The sequence below is a fragment of the Mycolicibacterium madagascariense genome (assembly GCF_010729665.1).
Classification (GTDB): Bacteria; Actinomycetota; Actinomycetes; order Mycobacteriales; family Mycobacteriaceae; genus Mycobacterium; species Mycobacterium madagascariense.
This window is the reverse complement of the sequence record NZ_AP022610.1, coordinates 209,657-226,222: the sequence shown is the minus strand read 5'-3', so window position 1 is coordinate 226,222 and position 16,566 is coordinate 209,657. Positions and strand designations below refer to the sequence as shown.

The 16,566-nt window shown below is 70.5% G+C and carries 15 protein-coding genes and 2 pseudogenes; 9 read left to right on the top strand and 8 right to left on the bottom strand.

Features of this window, described 5'->3' with window-relative positions; translation table 11 throughout:
* Window positions 1–46 precede the first annotated feature (46 nt).
* The gene (locus G6N60_RS01105) at window positions 47–1,306 is read left to right on the top strand and encodes a sensor domain-containing phosphodiesterase (RefSeq protein WP_163731313.1); all 1,260 of its coding nucleotides are present in this window, start codon (window positions 47–49) and stop codon (window positions 1,304–1,306) included.
* Window positions 1,307–1,355: 49 nt separating this feature from the next.
* Here the strand turns inward: G6N60_RS01105 and G6N60_RS01100 are convergent, their stop codons facing one another.
* Window positions 1,356–4,157 carry an aminotransferase class I/II-fold pyridoxal phosphate-dependent enzyme gene (locus G6N60_RS01100; RefSeq protein WP_163731310.1) on the bottom strand — a complete coding sequence of 934 codons (2,802 nt, stop codon included), beginning with the start codon at window positions 4,155–4,157 and terminating at the stop codon, window positions 1,356–1,358.
* Window positions 4,158–4,319: 162 nt separating this feature from the next.
* The gene (locus tag G6N60_RS01095) at window positions 4,320–5,291 is read right to left on the bottom strand and encodes an aldo/keto reductase (RefSeq protein ID WP_163731308.1); all 972 of its coding nucleotides are present in this window, start codon (window positions 5,289–5,291) and stop codon (window positions 4,320–4,322) included.
* Between the two features lie 52 nt (window positions 5,292–5,343).
* Between G6N60_RS01095 and G6N60_RS01090 the strand changes: the two genes are divergently transcribed.
* Entirely contained in the window at window positions 5,344–5,949 is a 606-nt protein-coding gene (locus G6N60_RS01090) for a hypothetical protein (RefSeq protein WP_163731304.1), read from the top strand.
* 10 nt (window positions 5,950–5,959) lie between these two features.
* On the opposite strand, the gene G6N60_RS01085 is transcribed toward G6N60_RS01090, so the two are convergent.
* Entirely contained in the window at window positions 5,960–6,160 is a 201-nt protein-coding gene (locus G6N60_RS01085) for a three-helix bundle dimerization domain-containing protein (protein WP_163731301.1), read from the bottom strand.
* Window positions 6,161–6,297: 137 nt separating this feature from the next.
* Between G6N60_RS01085 and G6N60_RS01080 the strand changes: the two genes are divergently transcribed.
* Together G6N60_RS01080 and G6N60_RS01075 are read left to right on the top strand one after the other, a co-directional pair.
* Entirely contained in the window at window positions 6,298–6,579 is a 282-nt protein-coding gene (locus G6N60_RS01080; RefSeq protein ID WP_163731298.1) for a hypothetical protein, read from the top strand.
* Between the two features lie 81 nt (window positions 6,580–6,660).
* Window positions 6,661–7,065: a tautomerase family protein gene (locus tag G6N60_RS01075; RefSeq protein ID WP_163731295.1), complete on the top strand. Its 405-nt coding sequence runs from the start codon at window positions 6,661–6,663 to the stop codon at window positions 7,063–7,065.
* Between the two features lie 4 nt (window positions 7,066–7,069).
* Here G6N60_RS01075 and G6N60_RS01070 read toward each other — a convergent pair whose 3' ends face one another.
* Complete coding sequence (locus G6N60_RS01070; RefSeq protein WP_163731293.1) at window positions 7,070–7,339, bottom strand: hypothetical protein; 270 nt, start codon at window positions 7,337–7,339, stop codon at window positions 7,070–7,072.
* Window positions 7,340–7,413: 74 nt separating this feature from the next.
* On the opposite strand from G6N60_RS01070, the gene G6N60_RS28995 reads away from it, so the two are divergent.
* Window positions 7,414–7,530, top strand: coding sequence for an Rv1535 domain-containing protein (locus G6N60_RS28995; protein ID WP_263992746.1), 117 nt, complete (start codon window positions 7,414–7,416; stop codon window positions 7,528–7,530).
* 140 nt (window positions 7,531–7,670) lie between these two features.
* Here G6N60_RS28995 and G6N60_RS28990 read toward each other — a convergent pair.
* Together G6N60_RS28990 and G6N60_RS28445 are read right to left on the bottom strand one after the other, a co-directional pair.
* Window positions 7,671–9,905, bottom strand: a pseudogene (locus tag G6N60_RS28990) (cation-translocating P-type ATPase); the annotation flags it as partial.
* A gap of 2,055 nt (window positions 9,906–11,960) precedes the next feature.
* Complete coding sequence (locus tag G6N60_RS28445) at window positions 11,961–12,476, bottom strand: hypothetical protein (protein ID WP_246240155.1); 516 nt, start codon at window positions 12,474–12,476, stop codon at window positions 11,961–11,963.
* Window positions 12,477–12,817: 341 nt separating this feature from the next.
* On the opposite strand from G6N60_RS28445, the gene G6N60_RS01055 reads away from it, so the two are divergent.
* Both G6N60_RS01055 and G6N60_RS01050 read left to right on the top strand, forming a co-directional pair.
* Window positions 12,818–13,171, top strand: a complete 354-nt coding sequence (locus G6N60_RS01055; RefSeq protein ID WP_163731288.1) for an ANTAR domain-containing protein — start codon at window positions 12,818–12,820, stop codon at window positions 13,169–13,171.
* A 57-nt stretch (window positions 13,172–13,228) separates the two neighbouring features.
* Window positions 13,229–13,513 carry a hypothetical protein gene (locus G6N60_RS01050; RefSeq protein ID WP_163731286.1) on the top strand — a complete coding sequence of 95 codons (285 nt, stop codon included), beginning with the start codon at window positions 13,229–13,231 and terminating at the stop codon, window positions 13,511–13,513.
* Between the two features lie 21 nt (window positions 13,514–13,534).
* On the opposite strand, the gene G6N60_RS01045 is transcribed toward G6N60_RS01050, so the two are convergent.
* Together G6N60_RS01045 and G6N60_RS01040 are read right to left on the bottom strand one after the other, a co-directional pair.
* Window positions 13,535–14,800 (bottom strand): MFS transporter, encoded by a 1,266-nt coding sequence (locus G6N60_RS01045; RefSeq protein ID WP_179969621.1) that lies wholly within the window; start codon window positions 14,798–14,800, stop codon window positions 13,535–13,537.
* The gene (locus tag G6N60_RS01040; protein ID WP_163731283.1) at window positions 14,797–14,994 is read right to left on the bottom strand and encodes a hypothetical protein; all 198 of its coding nucleotides are present in this window, start codon (window positions 14,992–14,994) and stop codon (window positions 14,797–14,799) included. Before G6N60_RS01040 ends, G6N60_RS01045 begins: the two co-directional genes overlap by 4 nt.
* Before the next feature lie 786 nt (window positions 14,995–15,780).
* On the opposite strand from G6N60_RS01040, the gene G6N60_RS01035 reads away from it, so the two are divergent.
* Window positions 15,781–15,951: a CsbD family protein gene (locus G6N60_RS01035; RefSeq protein WP_163731279.1), complete on the top strand. Its 171-nt coding sequence runs from the start codon at window positions 15,781–15,783 to the stop codon at window positions 15,949–15,951.
* A 252-nt stretch (window positions 15,952–16,203) separates the two neighbouring features.
* Window positions 16,204–16,470 (top strand): annotated as a pseudogene (locus G6N60_RS28350) (hypothetical protein); the annotation flags it as partial.
* Between the last annotated feature and the right edge of the window lie 96 nt (window positions 16,471–16,566).

Sequence of the window (16,566 nt, the reverse complement as noted above, 5' to 3'; positions counted from 1 at the left end):
CGGGGGCGCATCTCGCGACCCCACCGCCGGCGAGGGAAGGCTCCCGATGGTCGCACGGCAGTCAGCACGGCCCCCCGGCGCCGATCCGGGTCTCGATGCCGCGGCCACCGGCGTCGGCCTGGTGCCGGCCTTCCAGCCGATCGTGTCGCTTCCCGACGAGGTCACGGTCGGGTACGAGGCGCTCGCCCGGTGGCCGGGCACGACGGACTCGCCACCGGACCAGGTGCTCGCCCACGCCGAGGTCATCGGCACCTCCGACGTCCTGGACCGCCGCTGCGTCGAGACCGCGGTCGCGGCGGCACTGCGATCGGCGCTGCCGAAGGCCACCCTGCTCTGCGTCAACGCCGAACCGTCGACCGCGTACGTCGGCCGGGCCGACAACGAGGTGCTCGACCTCGGGCATCGGGAGCTGACGGTCGTCTTCGAGATCACCGAACGCACCCCGCTGGCCCACCCCCACCTGCTGCTGGACAAGGTGGCGGCGCTGCGGGCCGACGGCTTCGCCATCGCCCTGGACGACGTGGGTGGCCATCCCCAGTCGCTGGCACTCCTCGACGTCGTGCAACCCGAGGTGATCAAACTCGACCTCACCCTGATTCAGACCGAACCGACCTACGTGCAGGCCCGCACCCTGGCGGCCGTGCTCGCGCACCAGGAGCGCACCGGCGCCGTCATCCTCGCCGAGGGCATCGAAACCCACGAACACCTCGAACACGCGCTGGCAGTGGGGGCGACGCTGGGCCAGGGCTACCTCTTCGGTCGCCCGGGCCCCATTGATCGCGAGGTCTTCCCCACGTGGTCGCCGGTACCCCGGGCCGAGAGCGCCCGCCCGGCGACCCGATCGCCGTTCGACCTGGTGGCCGGAACCTCACCCATCCGCACGGCCCGCAAGCAGACGCTGGCGGGGTTCTCCCGGCACATCGAGAACCAGGCGAACCGCGCCGTCGACGCCCCGATGGTGTTCACCGCGATGCAGCGCCGCGACTACTTCGCCGGAGCCACCAGGGACCGCTACCGCAGACTCGGCAGTTCGTGCCCGCTGGTGGCCGTATTCGGCCGGGACATGCCCGCCGATCTGGGCTCCGACGTCCGCGGGGTCATGCTCCACCCGGCCGACCCGCTGTGCACCGAATGGACGGTGGTGGCGATCGGGCCCCATTACGCGGCCGCGCTCATCGCACGCGAGCACGACGACAACGCCGAGCTCCGGCGCAGCGATGACGACCGCCGTTTCGACTTCGTCATCACCCATGACCGCGGCCTCGTCGCCGAGGCGGCTCGCAACCTGCTGGAGCGGATGCCGTGACGGGCGCGGCCGAGTCGCTAGGCGCCGCGGCGTCGAAGCGGTGGGGTGATCACGCCAACCCCGACAGCACGTCCTCTCCGGACAGTTCCGCCCGGCCGTTCGACGTGACGTGGGTCAGCCGGGTCGTCGACGCCTGCTCGATGGCCTTGTCGGTGTAGACGCGGAAGCCGGCATCCGGTGTGTAGCCGTGGATTTCGGGTGTGTCGAGGTCGCGCAGGAACTGCAGGATGCCGCGACTGAAGACCTGGCCCGGCACCAGCACCGGGAACCCCGGCGGGTACGGCGTGACGAACGTCGCCGAGACCACGTCGGTGCCGGCGTCGAGCTTCTCCAAGACCTCGTCGCCCGTGAGGTATTCGCAGTTGGTGTCGTCGTAGGACAGGTAGAAGGCCCGCCGCACGTCGCCCTCCGGCGTCGGCTCGGCGCCCGAGCCGTCGCGGAACACGGCGTGGAAACCGCTGAAGTCGGGCAGGGGGACGGCGCGTTCGGTCAACCGGTACACGGCCTTCTCGAACCGACCGAGTTCACCAATGCTCATGTCCGCCACCGTGTCTCGTAGATTCTGCGCGATCGAGACGAGCACCTCCACCAGGAAGGCGACCGAGCTGCGCGTGGTGCCGATGTTGGTCATGAACAGCACCGTGTTGCGTGAGGTCTTGTTGATCTGCACGCCGTAGCGATCCATCAGCTGCTCGCGCTTGAACGTGTCGCCGTCGTATCCGGTTCGCCCGATCGACAACGTGATTCGCGACGGATCGAGCACGAACTCGTCGTCCTGCCACACCTTCGTCATGTCGCGCAACCCGGACCGCAGCGGCTGGTCGATGCGCGACGGGCGGAACTGCTCGGGAATGAGGTCCGCGGTCGACAGGCAGCGCATGTACGTCCGCAGGAGCGGATGGTTGTCGATCGCGTCGCGCAGCTGCATGGCGTTCTCGATCTGGCGCTGAACCAGTTCCACGCCTTCGAGCGCGACCTGACGACGGCCGAGGTCCAGTGACGCGAGGATCTGGTAGTTCGGCGAGGTGGAGGTGTGCCCCATGTACGCCTCGTGGAAGGCCTCCGAGACCTTCTGATCGAAGTCCTGGTCGTGGACGTGGATCATCGAGCCCTGCCGCAGCGCGGTGAGCGTCTTGTGGGTGGACTGGGTGGCGTAGACCCGCACCCGGGCGCGTGCCGGATCGGGGCGCAGCCGCCGGTTCAGCAGGTCCTCGTCGGTGGCGTCCTCCGGCACCGTCTGCAGCTCGGCTTCGTAGGCCGCCCGGTAGGCCGGGTCCTCGAGCCGATCGCGCAGTGCGCGCGCCGAGGCCATCGCCGTGCGATTGCGGTACACCGGATGGAAGCGCGCGAAGGCGAACCACGCCTCGTCCCAGAGGAACACCAGGTCGGGCTTGATCGCCAGGCATTCCTCCATCACGCGCTCGACGTCGTACACGATGCCGTCGAACGTGCAGTTGGTCAGCGACATCATCTTGACCCGGTCGAGCTTGCCAGCGTGCTTGAGCGCCAACAACTTCGACTTGATCTCGCGCAGCGGCACCGCACCGTACATGGTGTAGTCGGTGAGCGGATAGGCCTCCAGGTACACCACGTTGGCGCCCGCCATCATCATTCCGTAGTGGTGACTCTGGTGGCAGTTGCGGTCGAGCAGCACGATGTCACCGGGTGCCACCAGCGACTGGGTGACGATCTTGTTGGCCGTCGACGTGCCGTTGGTGACGAAGTACGTGTGCCGGGAGCCGTACGCCTTGGCGGCCAGCTGCTGGGCCTCGCGCAGCGGCCCGGTCGGCTCCAGCAGGGAGTCCAGCCCTCCGCAGGTGGCCGACGTCTCGGCCATGAACACGTCGAGCCCGTAGAAGCCGATCATGTCCTTGATCCAGTGCGAGTTGACGATCGACTTGCCCTGGCTGATCGGCAGCGCGTGGAACACCCCGGTCGGCCGATGGCTGTACTGCTTGAGCGCGCTGAAGAACGGCGTCCGGTACCGCTCGGCCACCCCGTAGAGGATCGACAGGTGCAACTCCAGGACGCCCTCCCTGGCATGGAACACCCGCCGGAAGTACTGGCCCAGTTGGCCCGCCACGCTCTCCACGTTGATCTCGGTCATCAGGTAGAGGTCCAATTCCGGTCGCAGCCTGGTCAACCAGGTGGCGAGGATCTGGGCGCGCTCGTCCGGTGAGACGTGGCCGCCCAGCTCGTCCGACAGCGCGGGGTCGACGAACTCCGACAGTGCCGAGAGGTCCCGCACCGACTGGTGCGAGAAGCGCCGACGGACCACCACCGCCTGCAGATTCGGGTTGAGCCGGGCCGCGACCAGGGCTTCGTCACCGCTGCCGACGACGACGAGCTCGTAGACGAACTCGTCGTCGGGGCGGCGCCAGCCGCGTACCTCGTTGCGCAGCGCCGCCTCCTGCGCCTCGGTCATCTGCGCGACGACGAGCACCTCGAAGTAGGGCCGCTCGCGCTCGTTCGCCGTGAGGTCCTCGAGTTGTCGCGGATCGGCGGGGAACATGTCGAGCTCGTCGCGTCCCGCCGCGTCGACGTCACCCGAGCGGTAGGACTCGGTGGTGAGCGCGCGGTTGATCCTCGAGACGGTACGCCCGAAGCGGTCGTAGTTCCCCGCCGCGAAAGCCCTTTGCACTCTGGCGAATTGGGCCGGCCCCGGGTAGGCCCAGTAGGGCTCGAAGGCGTTGATGGTCTCGAGCAGCTCACCGCAGATGCCGACGTAGCGGTCCTTCAGCTCACCGGTCGTGGTCTGGCGGATCAGCCGGTCGGCCGCCTCGTCGAGCTGGGACCAGGCGTCGCTGCGCGCCTGCCACACGCTGTTGTAGGCGTGGGATCCTTCAGCCATGGTCGGCCTCCTGGGAGTGTCGATGCGCCCGCCCCGCTGACGAGTACCGACAGCTCAATATTCCAGCTCGACCGCTCCCGCCGGGTGAGCGTCAGGCCAACCCTGCACGCCGAATGGGTTACTGATCAACGACATCCGCACGAGTGTCGACTGGGGGCGTCGTCAGCGCCTGCGCAGTCGCTCCCTGATCGCGTCGGCCGCGAACCTCGCGATGGACACCGGCCGGAACGCCCGGGCCGCAGCCGTCAGCGCGTTCTTGGCGTCCTCGTCGAGTTCGACGTCGGCCGCGGCGACGTTGAATTCGAGTTGCTCGACGCTGGACGCCCCGGGGATGGCCACCACTCCCGGCAGGCTGATCAACCACGCCAGCGCCACCTGGGCCGGCTTGGCGCCGACGCCTGCGGCGACCTCGCGCAGGGTGGTCAGCAGCGGTTCGATGCGACGCAGGTTCTCGGTGCCGAACAACGGGTTCGTCGCCCGTATGCCGGAGGGACGGTTGTCGAGGCCGTACTTGCCGCCCAGCAATCCCTGAGCGAGTGGGCTGTAGGCGATCACGATCCGGTTCTCGCGCTCGGCGAAGGGCACCAGGTCGGTGAGCGCATTCGGATGGGCCAGGGAGAAGTGAACCTGGTTGCTGATCACCGGCCTGCCCAGCGCGGCATCGGCCTTGCGCCAGCGCTGCAGTGAATAGTTCGACACGCCCGCGGCGCCGATGACGCCGTCGTCGAGCAGGCTGCGCATGCCCGGCATGATCACCGAATCGGGGACCAACGGATTCGCCTGGTGGATCTGGTAGAGCGGGATGCGATCGAGTTGCAATCGGCGGGCGCTCGCCCTGGCGCGCTGTCTGACCACGGGTGGGAACGGCGCGATGGGAAAGACCTTGCTCGCTACCACGACGTCGGCGCGCTCGGGGCCCAGCGCCTCACCGAGGATGCGTTCGCTCCTGCCCGTGCCGTACACCTCGGCGGTGTCGAAGAGCGTGACGCCCAGCGCCCGCGCCCGGGCAACGATGTCGCGGGCCGCGCCCGACGCGTACTCGTCGCCGTAACCCCACTCGCGGGCGCCGAACTGCCAGGTGCCGAGCCCGATTCGGCTCACCGGGCCCAGACCGTCGACCTCCACGAACTTCATGGCCCCACCGTAGGCGAAGGTGCGCGGCCGGTGTGCCGACTACGGTGCAGAGATGGACACCGCATCGCTGATCGCGAGTGCAGGCGCGACGCTGTCGGCCGTCGTTGGGGGCGTCGGCGGGCTCTTCGACGGCGAGGGCACCACGCACGCGGCAACACTGACCTTCGACGCCGACGCCACGCTGCCCCGCCGCACCCAGTTGCTGGTCCCGGGCCGCAGCCTGGCCGCCGTCGCACGGTTCTCCCAACCCGGCCCGCCGACCGGTTTCCGCACGATCTGCCTCAGGCTGCCCGACGCCTACGGTCCGGATCGTCCCCAGGACTTCCTGCTCGCGTCGTCGGCCGACGGGGTGCCGTTCCACCACGCCGTGCTTCCGTCGCCCGGCATCGACGACAGGTTGTACTCGTCGCTGTGGCTGTACCTGGCCGGGTGGGAACCCGTCGTGTTCGGGCTGCGCGCCGTCACCGTGGCCTCGCCCGCAGCGCCGACCCGCGGCGACGACTTCCACGTCCTCCTCAGCGGCGCGGTGGGACGCTTCCGGCGGATCGGCCTGCTCACCCTCGGCGACGAAACCGCTGCTGAGACAACGGCATTCGATGCCGGTAACACCGGAGGCGGGCTACGCGCCCTGCCGCCGGCCCGGCTGTACCGGGGCTGACGGGGACCGGCTAGCGGCTCAACTCCGCCAACCGCGTGCGGGCGCCGCGTTCGACGAACAACGGGACGAACTCCCGGATGGGCCGCCCCTCGAAGCGCGAGTAGCAGTCGTTGACGACGTGCGCCACCTGCTCACCGGGGACATCGGGGTACTTGGCGGAGAGTCTGTCGACCACCTGGTCGATGACCGTCCGTTCGCTCGACTCGATCACCCCCGATACGTTCCCCTGTGTTAAGACGCCCGTCAACTTCTGCGACGCGGCTCACCCCAACCCGGGCGGCGCGAGGACGGGCAATCGAATAATAACCATCCCCTGCGTAAATTAGAAAACGGTGAGACGATCCAAACGTGGCAGATGACGTGGGCACCGAGCAGGCAAGACGCCTGCTGAGCGAACTCTACGGTCACGTCGAGGACGTTTCTCGCAAGCTCGAGGCCGCCGACGAGCGCAACCAACGGTCGCGGGCCCGCGGGAACCCGCGCAAGGATCCGATCGCCAGCGTGCTGCGGCGCGACCTGTACGAAACGCACCGGCTGATCGACGGTCTCCACCGACGGTTCCCGGCCACCGCTCCGACACCGGCGAGGACCGGAACCCGAGACGGCCTGCGGCACCGTCGCGCCGGGTAATCGGAACCAGGCGACGGCCCGTGATGGCCAGGAGCTGAACCCCAACCGTCGCCCCAGCCCGTGGTGCTAACGTCCGACGACATGCCGCTCGTGAGAATCGACGTCCTGAACGGGTATTCGCCGGCGGAGCGCACGTCGATCGGTGACTGCGTGCAACGCGCGATGACCGAGACGCTCGCCGTACCCGAGCGCGATCGCTTCCAGCTCATCACGCAGCACGAACCGGGGAGCTTCGACTTCAACCGCTCCTATCTCGACATCGAGCGGTCCGATCGCTTCGTCCTCGTCCAGGTGACGCTGTCGGCGGGCCGCAGCGCCGACGCCAAGCAGGCCTTCTACGCCCGCCTCGCCGAGTTGCTCGGTGACGCCATTGGACTACGCGCCGAGGACCTCGCCGTCGTCCTGACCGAGAACGAACGGCATGACTGGTCGTTCGGACGCGGCGAGGCGAGTTACGTCGTCATCCCGCGCGAGCAGTGGCGCTGACCCATCAGGCCTCCTCGAGCGCCTCGCCGAGTTCCGCGACCAGCCGGTTGCGGTGCTGGCTGGCCAGCGCGTGCCCGGTCGCGATGATCAACGCAATGGGCCAATCGATGATCTCGACCGCGGCCAGCGCGGCCAATCCGCCGAAGTAGGCCAGCGATTCGGGCCGCGGGATGTTGACGCGGCCGACGACCGGCAACTGCACGGCGAACGACTCGGCGTCACGCACCCGGTCGACGGCACTGCGGTGCCCGGTGCGGGGTGATTCGTTGGCCATTGGTTGCCTCCTGGTCATGTCGTCTTCAGTTCCCGGGTGTGCGGGATCGTCATGCTCGCGGTGTGTCAAAGCCCATGAGCGGTGCCGGCGACGATCCGTTGACCGATGCACTGACCCGCATCTTGACGCTTCCGTTGCGCGAGCTGTACGCGGTGCTGTGGCGCGCAGGCGTCGTCGAGATCGTCGACTGATCGTCGGTCGCCTCCTCCTCGGCGCCGGCCGCCCGGTCCGTACCGAAGCGCTCGGCGAGCACGGGTACCACTGCGGCACCGGCGGTCGCGACCGCCGCCGCCGACAACGCCTGCGCCCAACCCACCGGACCCAGCGGAGTGCACCCCAGCAACTGGCTGAGCCCCGGCGTCATCACCGCACCCGCGAGCACCGTCATGGAGCCCGCGGCGGTCACCACCACCAACGGGCTGCGTGAGTCCAGCAGCGTCTGGCCCAGTTGCGCACCGACCAGCGCGACCAGCCCCACCGTCGAGGCCCGCCGCTGGCGTCCCGTCAGGCTGGCCGCCACCCATGCGCCGGTCGCCGCGGCCGCCGTCGCGCCACCGCGCACCGCGACGGTGCGCCACAGCGCAGCCTGATCGGGACCTCTTCCCGCCGAACGCATTCCGGCGTTGGGCGGGCTGACCGCCAACGCCGCCGCGGGCAGGGCGTCGGTCAGCATGTTGACCAGCAGTAGCTGCCGCGCATTCAGCGGCGACCGACCCGTCAACGCGCTGCCGACGATGGCGAACGCGACCTCACCGGCGTTGCCGCCCAGCAGCACCGCCACCGCGGCCTGCACCCGCCGCCACAGCTGACGACCTTCGTCCAACGCGTCGAGCAGGGCTTCGATGCGGCCGTCGAGCAACATGACGTCGGCGGCCAGTCGCGCCGGGTCACTGCCGCGCGACACCACGCCGACCCCGACGGTCGCGGCCCGCATCGCCGCCGCATCGTTGGCCCCGTCGCCAACCATGGCGCACACCAACCCGATGCGTTCCAGCGTCTGCACGACCTGCACCTTGTGTTGCGGTGACATCCGCGCGAAGACCACCCGCTCGGCGGCCGCACGCTCCTGCCCGCGGCGCGGCAGCGCGTCCCACTCCGCGCCCGTGATCACTTGGTGCGCAGCCACGTCGAGGCCCAGATCGGCGGCGATCGACACCGCGGTGATGGGGTGATCGCCGGTGATCAACCGCACTCCCAGCTGCTGCTCGGCCAGCGCGGTGAGCAGTCGCCGCGCTGCCGGGCGCGGCGTATCGGCCAACCCGAGCAGACCGACCAGCCGAAGACCGGTGCTACTTGCCGCGGCGAGGGCGTCGGGGTCGGACAGCGCGGCGGCCACCTGCTCGGCGGTCAGGGTGCGCTTGGCCACCGCGATCACGCGCAGGCCGTCGGCGGCCATCTCGGCCACCACCGGGCCCATCGAGCCGTCGCGTCCCGAGCACGCCGCCAACACGACTTCCGGGGCGCCCTTGACCGTCAGCTCCGCCCCGTGCAGCGATGCCGAGTAAGCGCGACCCGATCGGAAGGGCAAGTGCGCCAACCGCTCTCCGCGGTCCGGCGTCTCCGTCGAGTCCGCTGCGGCGGCGTCGATCACCGCTCGGTCGGTGGCGTGCAAGTGGCGCCCCCCGACCGGGTCGGCGGTGGCCCGCGAGGCGCATGCCAGGACCGCCGGCACCGACACCCCTGGCGCCGGACGCACCAGCGACACCCGCAGCCGGTTCTCGCTCAAGGTTCCCGTCTTGTCGAAGCAGACCACGTCGACGCGGCCGAGAGCCTCGACCGACCGGGGACTGCGCACCAGCGCACCCGCCCGGGTCAGCCGACGCGCCGACGCCTGCTGCGCCAGGGTGGCCACCAGTGGCAACCCCTCGGGGACCGCGGCCACGCTCACGGCGACGCCGCCCGCCACCGCCGAGCGCAACCCGGTGCGCCGCAGCAGCCCGAGTACGCCGACGACGGCACCGCCCGCCAGGCTGACCGGCCAGGCCCGGTTGGTCAGATCCGCCAGCTGCGCCTGCAGCCCGACCGCGGAGTCGTGACTCGCATCGGTGGGTAGCGCCCGCCTGGCCTGCGTCTGTTCTCCCACCGCGGTGACCACTGCCAGAGCGGTACCGGTGACGACGGTCGTCTGGGCGAACACCATGCAGGTCCGATCGCCCAGTGCCGCACCGGGAGTCGGCGCGAGCCCCTTGCCGACCGGCAGCGACTCGCCGGTCAGGACGGCCTCGTCGACCTCGAGATCGGTGACGGCGATCAATCGCGCGTCGGCGGGAACCACCTCGTTGGTGCGGATCTCGATGACGTCACCCGGCCGCAGGCCCGACGCCGGCACGTCCTCGTAACGCAGACCCGACCCATCCTCGAACGCTCGTCGGGCCGGGGGTACCTGCACCGCCAGCAGACGACGCAGCAGACGCTGGGCGTGCACCTGCTGGGTGGCCGCGAGCGCCGCGTTGCCTGCGAGGACCGATCCGACCAGCACCGCGTCGACGGGCGATCCCAGTGCCGCGCTGGCCGCCGCACCCGTCGCAAGCACGGGGGTCAACGGATCGGCCAACTCCGTGCGCATCGCCCCGACGAACTCCGACGCTAACCGCTGCGGTGGACCCGTCACCCGGCCGAGCAGCCGCCATGACGCGCCCGCGACGGCCACCGGGCGGGAGCGGCGCACGACGACACGGCCGCCACTGGCCGGCGGGGGCAGGATCTCGACGACGTCGGCGGCCGGCATCGCGTGCCAGTCCCTGACGTCGACCGGTGCGGGTACCTTCGCCCGTAACACGCTGTGCGCCAACCGATATCCGGTCCACACGCCGGCCGCCGCACCGGCGGTGACCGGTCCGGGACCGAGACCGCGCACGCCGGGCACCATCAGCAGCGTGCCCAGTGCTGACGCACCCACCGAGAGCTGCACCCCACTGCGGCTCGCGGCTCGCGCCGACGGCAGGCTGTGCAGCACCCGCCACACCCCGGCGAGGTCGGCCACCACCACGTGCGCGTGCCAGGTCGGCCGAATGCCCTCGTAGGTCAGCCCGATTCCCACGTCGGCGGCCGAGAGTGCTTGCGGCGCAGCAGCTGTCACCACCGCGACGGTGTAGCCCTCGTCCTGCAGTTCGTGCACCGCCACGGCGAGTGCGTCGTCCCACGGTCGGCCCGCCACGGGGCGCAGGTCGTCGAACGTCGAGCGCAGGTCTCCGAGGTCGTCCACGTCGAGCGACATCGCCTCGGCTCCGCCGTCGCGGGCGGCGTCGATGATGGCCGACGCCAACGGGTCTGGCGAGTGAGCGCACCGCACCTCGACGTGTTCCTCGCGATCCGGTGTGGCCCAGGGCGCGGGCAACCGGTGCCTGCCCGCGGCGAGACGGCCCTCGTCGAGTGCCGCCGCGGCGGCCCGCCAGGCTTCGGCGCGACGCGCGTCGGACACCCCGTCGACGGCTTGGACGCGCAGCGGTCCGGTGCACACCACCCGCGGATCGATCACGACGACGTCGACGCGATCCAAGCGGCGCAACGCTTCTGGCCGCAGCATCAGCACGTCGTGCCGATCGGCGAGCCCGCGGGCCAGCGTCCCCGCGAAGGACTCCCGAGCGCTGCGTGCCGCCTTGGGAGCGGCCACCGCCGCGGCCGTGGCGGCTGCGGGCAGGCTGCGCGTCACCGCGCCGATCGCGAGCGAGCCGACGACCTGCGCCAGCCCGCTGCGGTCGCCGTGGCGCTCGACCGGGCCCGGCGGGCGGGGCCGGGGTCGCGGTGCAGGCACGACGTCGTCGAGGCAGGCGGCCTGCGCCGCCAGGGTCGGTTCCCACCTCGCCCACGACCGCTGCCCGGAGCGGCCCTCCGCGGCGTGGACGAGCTGAATCAGGAGATCGACGGCCAACGAGGCTGGCGCCTGTGCTGCCGTGTGCGCGGCGGCCGCCGCCAGTCCCACGACGGTGTCCGCGGCCACCGTCCCCAGATGCTGCTCGACGAGCCGGCGCAGCCGCGGTTGGTAGTCGACGACCGTGACCGCCGCGGAGAACATCCCCGGCAGCCTCGGCACGCCCAGCGCACGGGTCGCGATCGCCACGCACAGCCCGGTCCCGTTGGCGGTGACCGCGGCGACGCGGCCCAGCAGCACGACGCCGTCACCGGGCAGGTCGGGCACGCGCTCCCGAGATGGCGCGCCCGCCGCTGCGGCCTCGGCGTCGGCGACCACGCCGCACAGCTGCGCCGCCGTCGGGCCGTCCGATCCGATCGACACCATCACGCGAGAGAGGGGCACGTTGACCTCGGCACCACGCACACCCGGGTGCGCGCGCACCGCGGCCAGGACGGCCTCGACCACGGCGCGGTCCGACGCCCCGCGCACCTCGATCCAGGCCCGGTCGTCACCCTGCCAGCAGCGCCGGCTCGGTGTGCCCCCGACCAGTTCGCGCACGACGCCGGTCACGGAGTCGACGGTGCCCGAACCCAGGATGAGGTCGGTGGTCGCGCGCATCGGCAGCGTCGCGATGTCGAAGCCCATCGATGCGGCGGCACCCGCCGCGCCCATCGACGCCGACGTGGCGTCCAGCCCCAACCGGGCGCAGCGTTTCGCTGCCTCCTTCAGGCCCATGAACGGGTCCCTGCCGTCGCTGCCGTCGCGGCGCTAGCCACGTGGTCGGGAGCGGGCGGTCTTGGCCGCCGCCTTGCGCGGGGCGGACTTCGTCGCGTTGGCCACCGAGGTCTTCGTCGTGGACGCGGACTTCGTCGGCGTACGCGCGGCCTTGGTCGGCTTCGGCGCCGTCTTCACCGGTGCGATCGAGTCGACCTTCGCCGGCGTGGACCGCGGCGGTGGCAGCGAGTCCCGCGGCGCCGACGCCGCCGGCGCCGAGGCGGACTCCTGCTGCGCCTGGGTGAGTCGGCGTACCGCCAGCGCCGTCCCGCCCACGACGAGCAGCACCGGCCACTCGACCAGTCCCACGGCGCCGAACGCGGCCAGGGTCAGCGCCGCGGCCGGCGTGGAATGACTGCCGCTGCTCAACCCGCTGCGCACGCCCTCGGCCGTGCCGCGCACTCCGCCGACCACACCGCTGACCGCCGCCCCCGACACGGCGCCTGCCGCAGCCGTGGTGGCGTTGAGGATTCCCGTGACGCCCCGCGTCACGCCGTGCACCACACCCATGACTGCTCCCTATCGATCGCCGAGCACCGCCGGTCCTTCGGCTGTCCACCTCGTCAATACCCGACATTTACCCGCCGGACACTCGAACCGCGACTTGACAGCAAGCCGACAGCCGACGACCGGCCCGCCCACCGGCACCTTGCGCTCACTCGTCAGCAAACTGGCGCGTGATCATCGTCACCCCGTCGACGCCATCCGAAAACCCTCCGGCGACGAATTTGACGTAGTTGACAAACATCGTCGACTTCACATACGTACATCGAGATGCCCCAGAAACCCGGCATGAGCCACACCCTTCCGTCTGAGGCAACACCGCACGCCCGCCTCAGGAGGACGCACCCATGACGAACAGCGGCTCGACGGGCGGTACCAGGCCGACCGAGCAAGAGCAGATCACCGAACGGGTCAACTTCATCACCGAGCAACGGTCGGTGATCGACCAGGCCAAGGGCATGATCATGTTCCTGTACGGAATTCGCTCCGACGACGCCTTCGAGATGCTGCGCCAGCAGTCCCAGCAGCACAACGTCAAGCTGGTGCTCCTCGCCGGGCAAATCGTCGAGGATCTCGTCGGACTGTCGCGGTCCAGCACGTCCCTCGACCGTCTCGACGCCCACGGTCTGCTCGTCACCGCCCACGAACGCATTGCCGGAGTGGCCGCGCGACAGCTCGACGGCGCGTCCTCGGCGGAGTGACCGCAGCGTCGATCGGTCGGGCGCCAGCCGCCCCCACCACGATGCGAGACTGACCTCATGTTTGCCGGTCTTCGCCGCTGGGCGCGGGATCGCGTAGGCCTGCGGTCCCGCCCCGGCGAGACGTCCACCGACCGAATACTGGCTCAGCTCGGCCCGACCGAGGAGTTCGACGTCACGATCGAGCATGACGGGCGTACCTGGGTGGTGGCCGTCCCGGATCTCGAGCTCGTCGCGCGGGTCGAGCGACGCGACGACGCCGAGCTCGCGGCCCGCACGGCGATCGCGTCGGAGCTCGGGTTGCGCCTCGACGAGGTGTCGGTGCACGTTCTCGACGGCGACTGAGGCCAGGGAATTGCTAGCCCGTCACGCCGAGGTCGCTTCGATCGCGTCGTCCGCACTCGGCGCCATCCTCGTCTCCGGCATGAACACGGTGTAGAGGATCAGCCCGAGCACGGCAATGGCCGCCAGCGTCCAGAACGCCACGTGATAGCCCGCGGCCACGATGATGGCGCCGGCCATGCCCGCGCTGAGCGCGGCCCCGAGCCCCTGTGCGGTCGCGACCGCCCCCTGCGAGACGTTGAACCGGCCCGTTCCCCTCGTCAGGTCGGCGATGACGACGGGGAAGAGCGCGCCGAAGATCCCGGCGCCGACGCCGTCGAGCGCCTGCACCGCCACCAGCCACACCGCGTCGTCGGACACCGTGTACAGGACGCCGCGCGCCGCCAGCACCGCGAACCCGGCCAGGAAGATGGGCTTGCGACCCCACGCGTCGGCCTTGCGGCCCACCACGATCGCCACCGGAATCATCACCAGCTGGGCCGCGAGCACGCACAGGGCGACCAGCGACGTCGCACTGTCCTTGCCGACGACGCGCGTCAGCAGCTGACTCACCGACGTCAGCATCGCGGCGTTGGACAGGTGGAACGTGAACGCGATCGCCGCGAAGACGAGCAGGCTCCGATTCTTGAGCAGCACCGTGAAGCCGCTGGCGCCGTCGCTCTGCCCGGTCGAGTCGGAGAGGCCGCGGGCCAACCGGTCGTCGATCTCGTCCGGCTTGATCCGTGCCGTCGCCACGACGCTGCACACCGCGAGGGCACCCATGAGCCAGAAGACGACGACGGGACCGAACAGCCAGGCCAGGCCCGCGGCCAACGCTGCCGACGCGGCGTTGCCGCCATGGTTGAAGGCCTCGTTGCGGCCGATCCGCCCGGCCAGCATCTTCGGGCCCACCAGACCGAGGGTGATGGCCGAGATCGCCGGTGCGAACACCGCTCCGGCGACCGACGCCACCGATTGCGTCGCCGTCACCAAGCCGTAGCCGTGCACGAACGGCAGGGCGATGCTGCTGACCGTGACCGCGATGGCCGCGCACGCAACAATGAGCCTGCGATGGCGGATGCGGTCGATGAGCCCGCCCATCGGGGTCTGCACGATCAGGCCCACGATGCCCGCGGTGGTGATGACCGCGCCGACGGTGGCCTCGTCCCAGCCGTGCGACGGTCCCCGCACGGCGAGCAGGTAGATCGCCAGGTACGGGCCGAGACCATCGCGCACGTCGGCGAGGAAGAAGTTGGCTGCGTCCAATCCCCGCAATGACTGCCGGGACGGCAGGCGCCCTGCGCCCGTCATGTGGCTCGGCCCTGCAGCGCCTCGAATGCCCGCCGACCGCGGTCGAACGTGACGGCGTCACCGCCCTGGTCGGGATGGTGTCGGGCGGCGAAACTGCGCCATGCGCGCCGCAACTGCGTCGTCGTGTACGGCGCCGTCAGGCCGAGGACTGCCAGCGGGTCACTCGCGGGGGCCGGCAGCGCGGGCCTGGCCATCGTGGGTCCGCTGGTACGCGTGGCGTTCCCGGATCGGGTCTGCCCGCTGGGCCGCTTGGGCGGGGACTGCTTCGTCGCCTTGGTGGCGGTTTTCTTCGCGGGGGCCTTCTTGGCGGGGGCCTTCTTGGCGGGGCCTTCTTGGCGGGGGCCTTCTTGGCGGGGGCCTTCTTCGCGGGGGCCTTGGCGGGGGCCTTCTTCGCGACCTTCTTCGTCGGGGCAGTCTTCGCGGGAGCCTTCTTGGCGACCTTCTTGGCGGGTGCTGCGCCGCCCGTCGTGACCAGATCGTTCATGCCAGGCCTCGGCGTCCTTTCTGGGGCATGGGGGCGAGCAGGGATGCGGCCCGCTCGGGGGGACGGCGGTCGTACCCCTGCTCGCCAGTAATTGAGTCGGCGCTCGCCGCGCAAAGCGCACGTCGGGCATGAGTGATGTGCGCCACATTCTGGAGGCGCCCCCCGCGACGGTGCTCCGGCGTCGAACGGTCGTCCACGGGCGTCCCCTCGAGTCGGGCCGGCGGCAGCGGCGGCGGGCGGGCGCACCACGTCGGCGGGTGCTCGGCCCGATCCTGGCGTATCAATCTGAAGCCAACGTGAAGAACGACGTCGCGGTCACCAAACTCGCTGCCCACCAATGACATTCGACGGTCTAGGCCTTGGCGCGTTGGTCGCGTTCGGGGTTGTGAGCGACGTCACGCGATTCGCGCATTCGGTTTTCCCGGCCTCCGCCGACTACCTCTACGTCTGCCTCGGAGCGGTTCCGAGGTGGTGTCCAACGAGAAGGGAGATTCACATGGGAATCGTCGACAAGGCCAAGAACGCCGCCGAGGACGCCATCGGCAAGGCCAAGGAGGTCGTTGGTGACGTCACCGGCAACGACGATCTGAAGGCCGAGGGCGAGAAGGATCAGGGTGTGTCCGGCGTGAAGAAGGTCGGGGAGAACATCAAGGACACCTTCAAGTAATCACCCCCGTTGACCGCTGCCGCGCCGTGCCGCAACGCACGGCGCGGCAGTGTCGTCGGTGGGTGCGGTCGGTCGGGGGTTTGCCGCCGCGGCGCAAGCACCGGGCCTCGCGGCGCAGCGGTGAACTGCTCGTGGCCGTCCTCGCAAACTGCTGTGGGGTTGCTGGTTCGCGTTTCAAAGAGGGTCGCACTGGCGAACCTCGGGGTGGCCCGGCCCCGGGTCACTCGACGACGAGACGAGGAGCGACTGTCGATGAGGACATCCCTTGCTGGACTGGGTGCCGCGGCGCTGCTGGCTGGCGCGGCAAGCTTTGGATTGATCACCGGCACTGCGCAGGCAGCCCCCGGCTTCATCCCCGAGTACCACTGGTGCCCCGGACAAGACTTCGATCCGGCCTGGGGCCCGAACTGGGATCCCGGCACCTGCCACGACGACTTCCACCGTGACCGTGATGGCGACTTCCACGGCGACGACTACCACGGTGGCCCGCCGGACTTCCGCGGTGGACCGCCGCCTCCGGACCACGCGGCGCCTGGCAACTACTACATTCCGCCGGGCTACACCGGTCCCCCGCCGCCTCCCGGTGGCTGGCAGGCGCCTCCGTTCTGCGTTCCG

Bases quoted from the DNA above. Each gene is read 5' to 3' on its own strand.
- G6N60_RS01105 (WP_163731313.1), top strand. From the start codon at position 47: ATGGTCGCACGGCAGTCAGCACGGCCCCCCGGCGCCGATCCGGGTCTC.
- G6N60_RS01100 (WP_163731310.1), bottom strand. From the start codon at position 4,157: ATGGCTGAAGGATCCCACGCCTACAACAGCGTGTGGCAGGCGCGCAGC.
- G6N60_RS01095 (WP_163731308.1), bottom strand. From the start codon at position 5,291: ATGAAGTTCGTGGAGGTCGACGGTCTGGGCCCGGTGAGCCGAATCGGG.
- G6N60_RS01090 (WP_163731304.1), top strand. From the start codon at position 5,344: ATGGACACCGCATCGCTGATCGCGAGTGCAGGCGCGACGCTGTCGGCC.
- G6N60_RS01075 (WP_163731295.1), top strand. From the start codon at position 6,661: ATGCCGCTCGTGAGAATCGACGTCCTGAACGGGTATTCGCCGGCGGAG.
- G6N60_RS01070 (WP_163731293.1), bottom strand. From the start codon at position 7,339: ATGGCCAACGAATCACCCCGCACCGGGCACCGCAGTGCCGTCGACCGG.
- G6N60_RS28995 (WP_263992746.1), top strand. From the start codon at position 7,414: ATGAGCGGTGCCGGCGACGATCCGTTGACCGATGCACTGACCCGCATC.
- G6N60_RS28445 (WP_246240155.1), bottom strand. From the start codon at position 12,476: ATGGGTGTGGTGCACGGCGTGACGCGGGGCGTCACGGGAATCCTCAAC.
- G6N60_RS01055 (WP_163731288.1), top strand. From the start codon at position 12,818: ATGACGAACAGCGGCTCGACGGGCGGTACCAGGCCGACCGAGCAAGAG.
- G6N60_RS01050 (WP_163731286.1), top strand. From the start codon at position 13,229: ATGTTTGCCGGTCTTCGCCGCTGGGCGCGGGATCGCGTAGGCCTGCGG.
- G6N60_RS01045 (WP_179969621.1), bottom strand. From the start codon at position 14,800: ATGACGGGCGCAGGGCGCCTGCCGTCCCGGCAGTCATTGCGGGGATTG.
- G6N60_RS01040 (WP_163731283.1), bottom strand. From the start codon at position 14,994: ATGGCCAGGCCCGCGCTGCCGGCCCCCGCGAGTGACCCGCTGGCAGTC.
- G6N60_RS01035 (WP_163731279.1), top strand. From the start codon at position 15,781: ATGGGAATCGTCGACAAGGCCAAGAACGCCGCCGAGGACGCCATCGGC.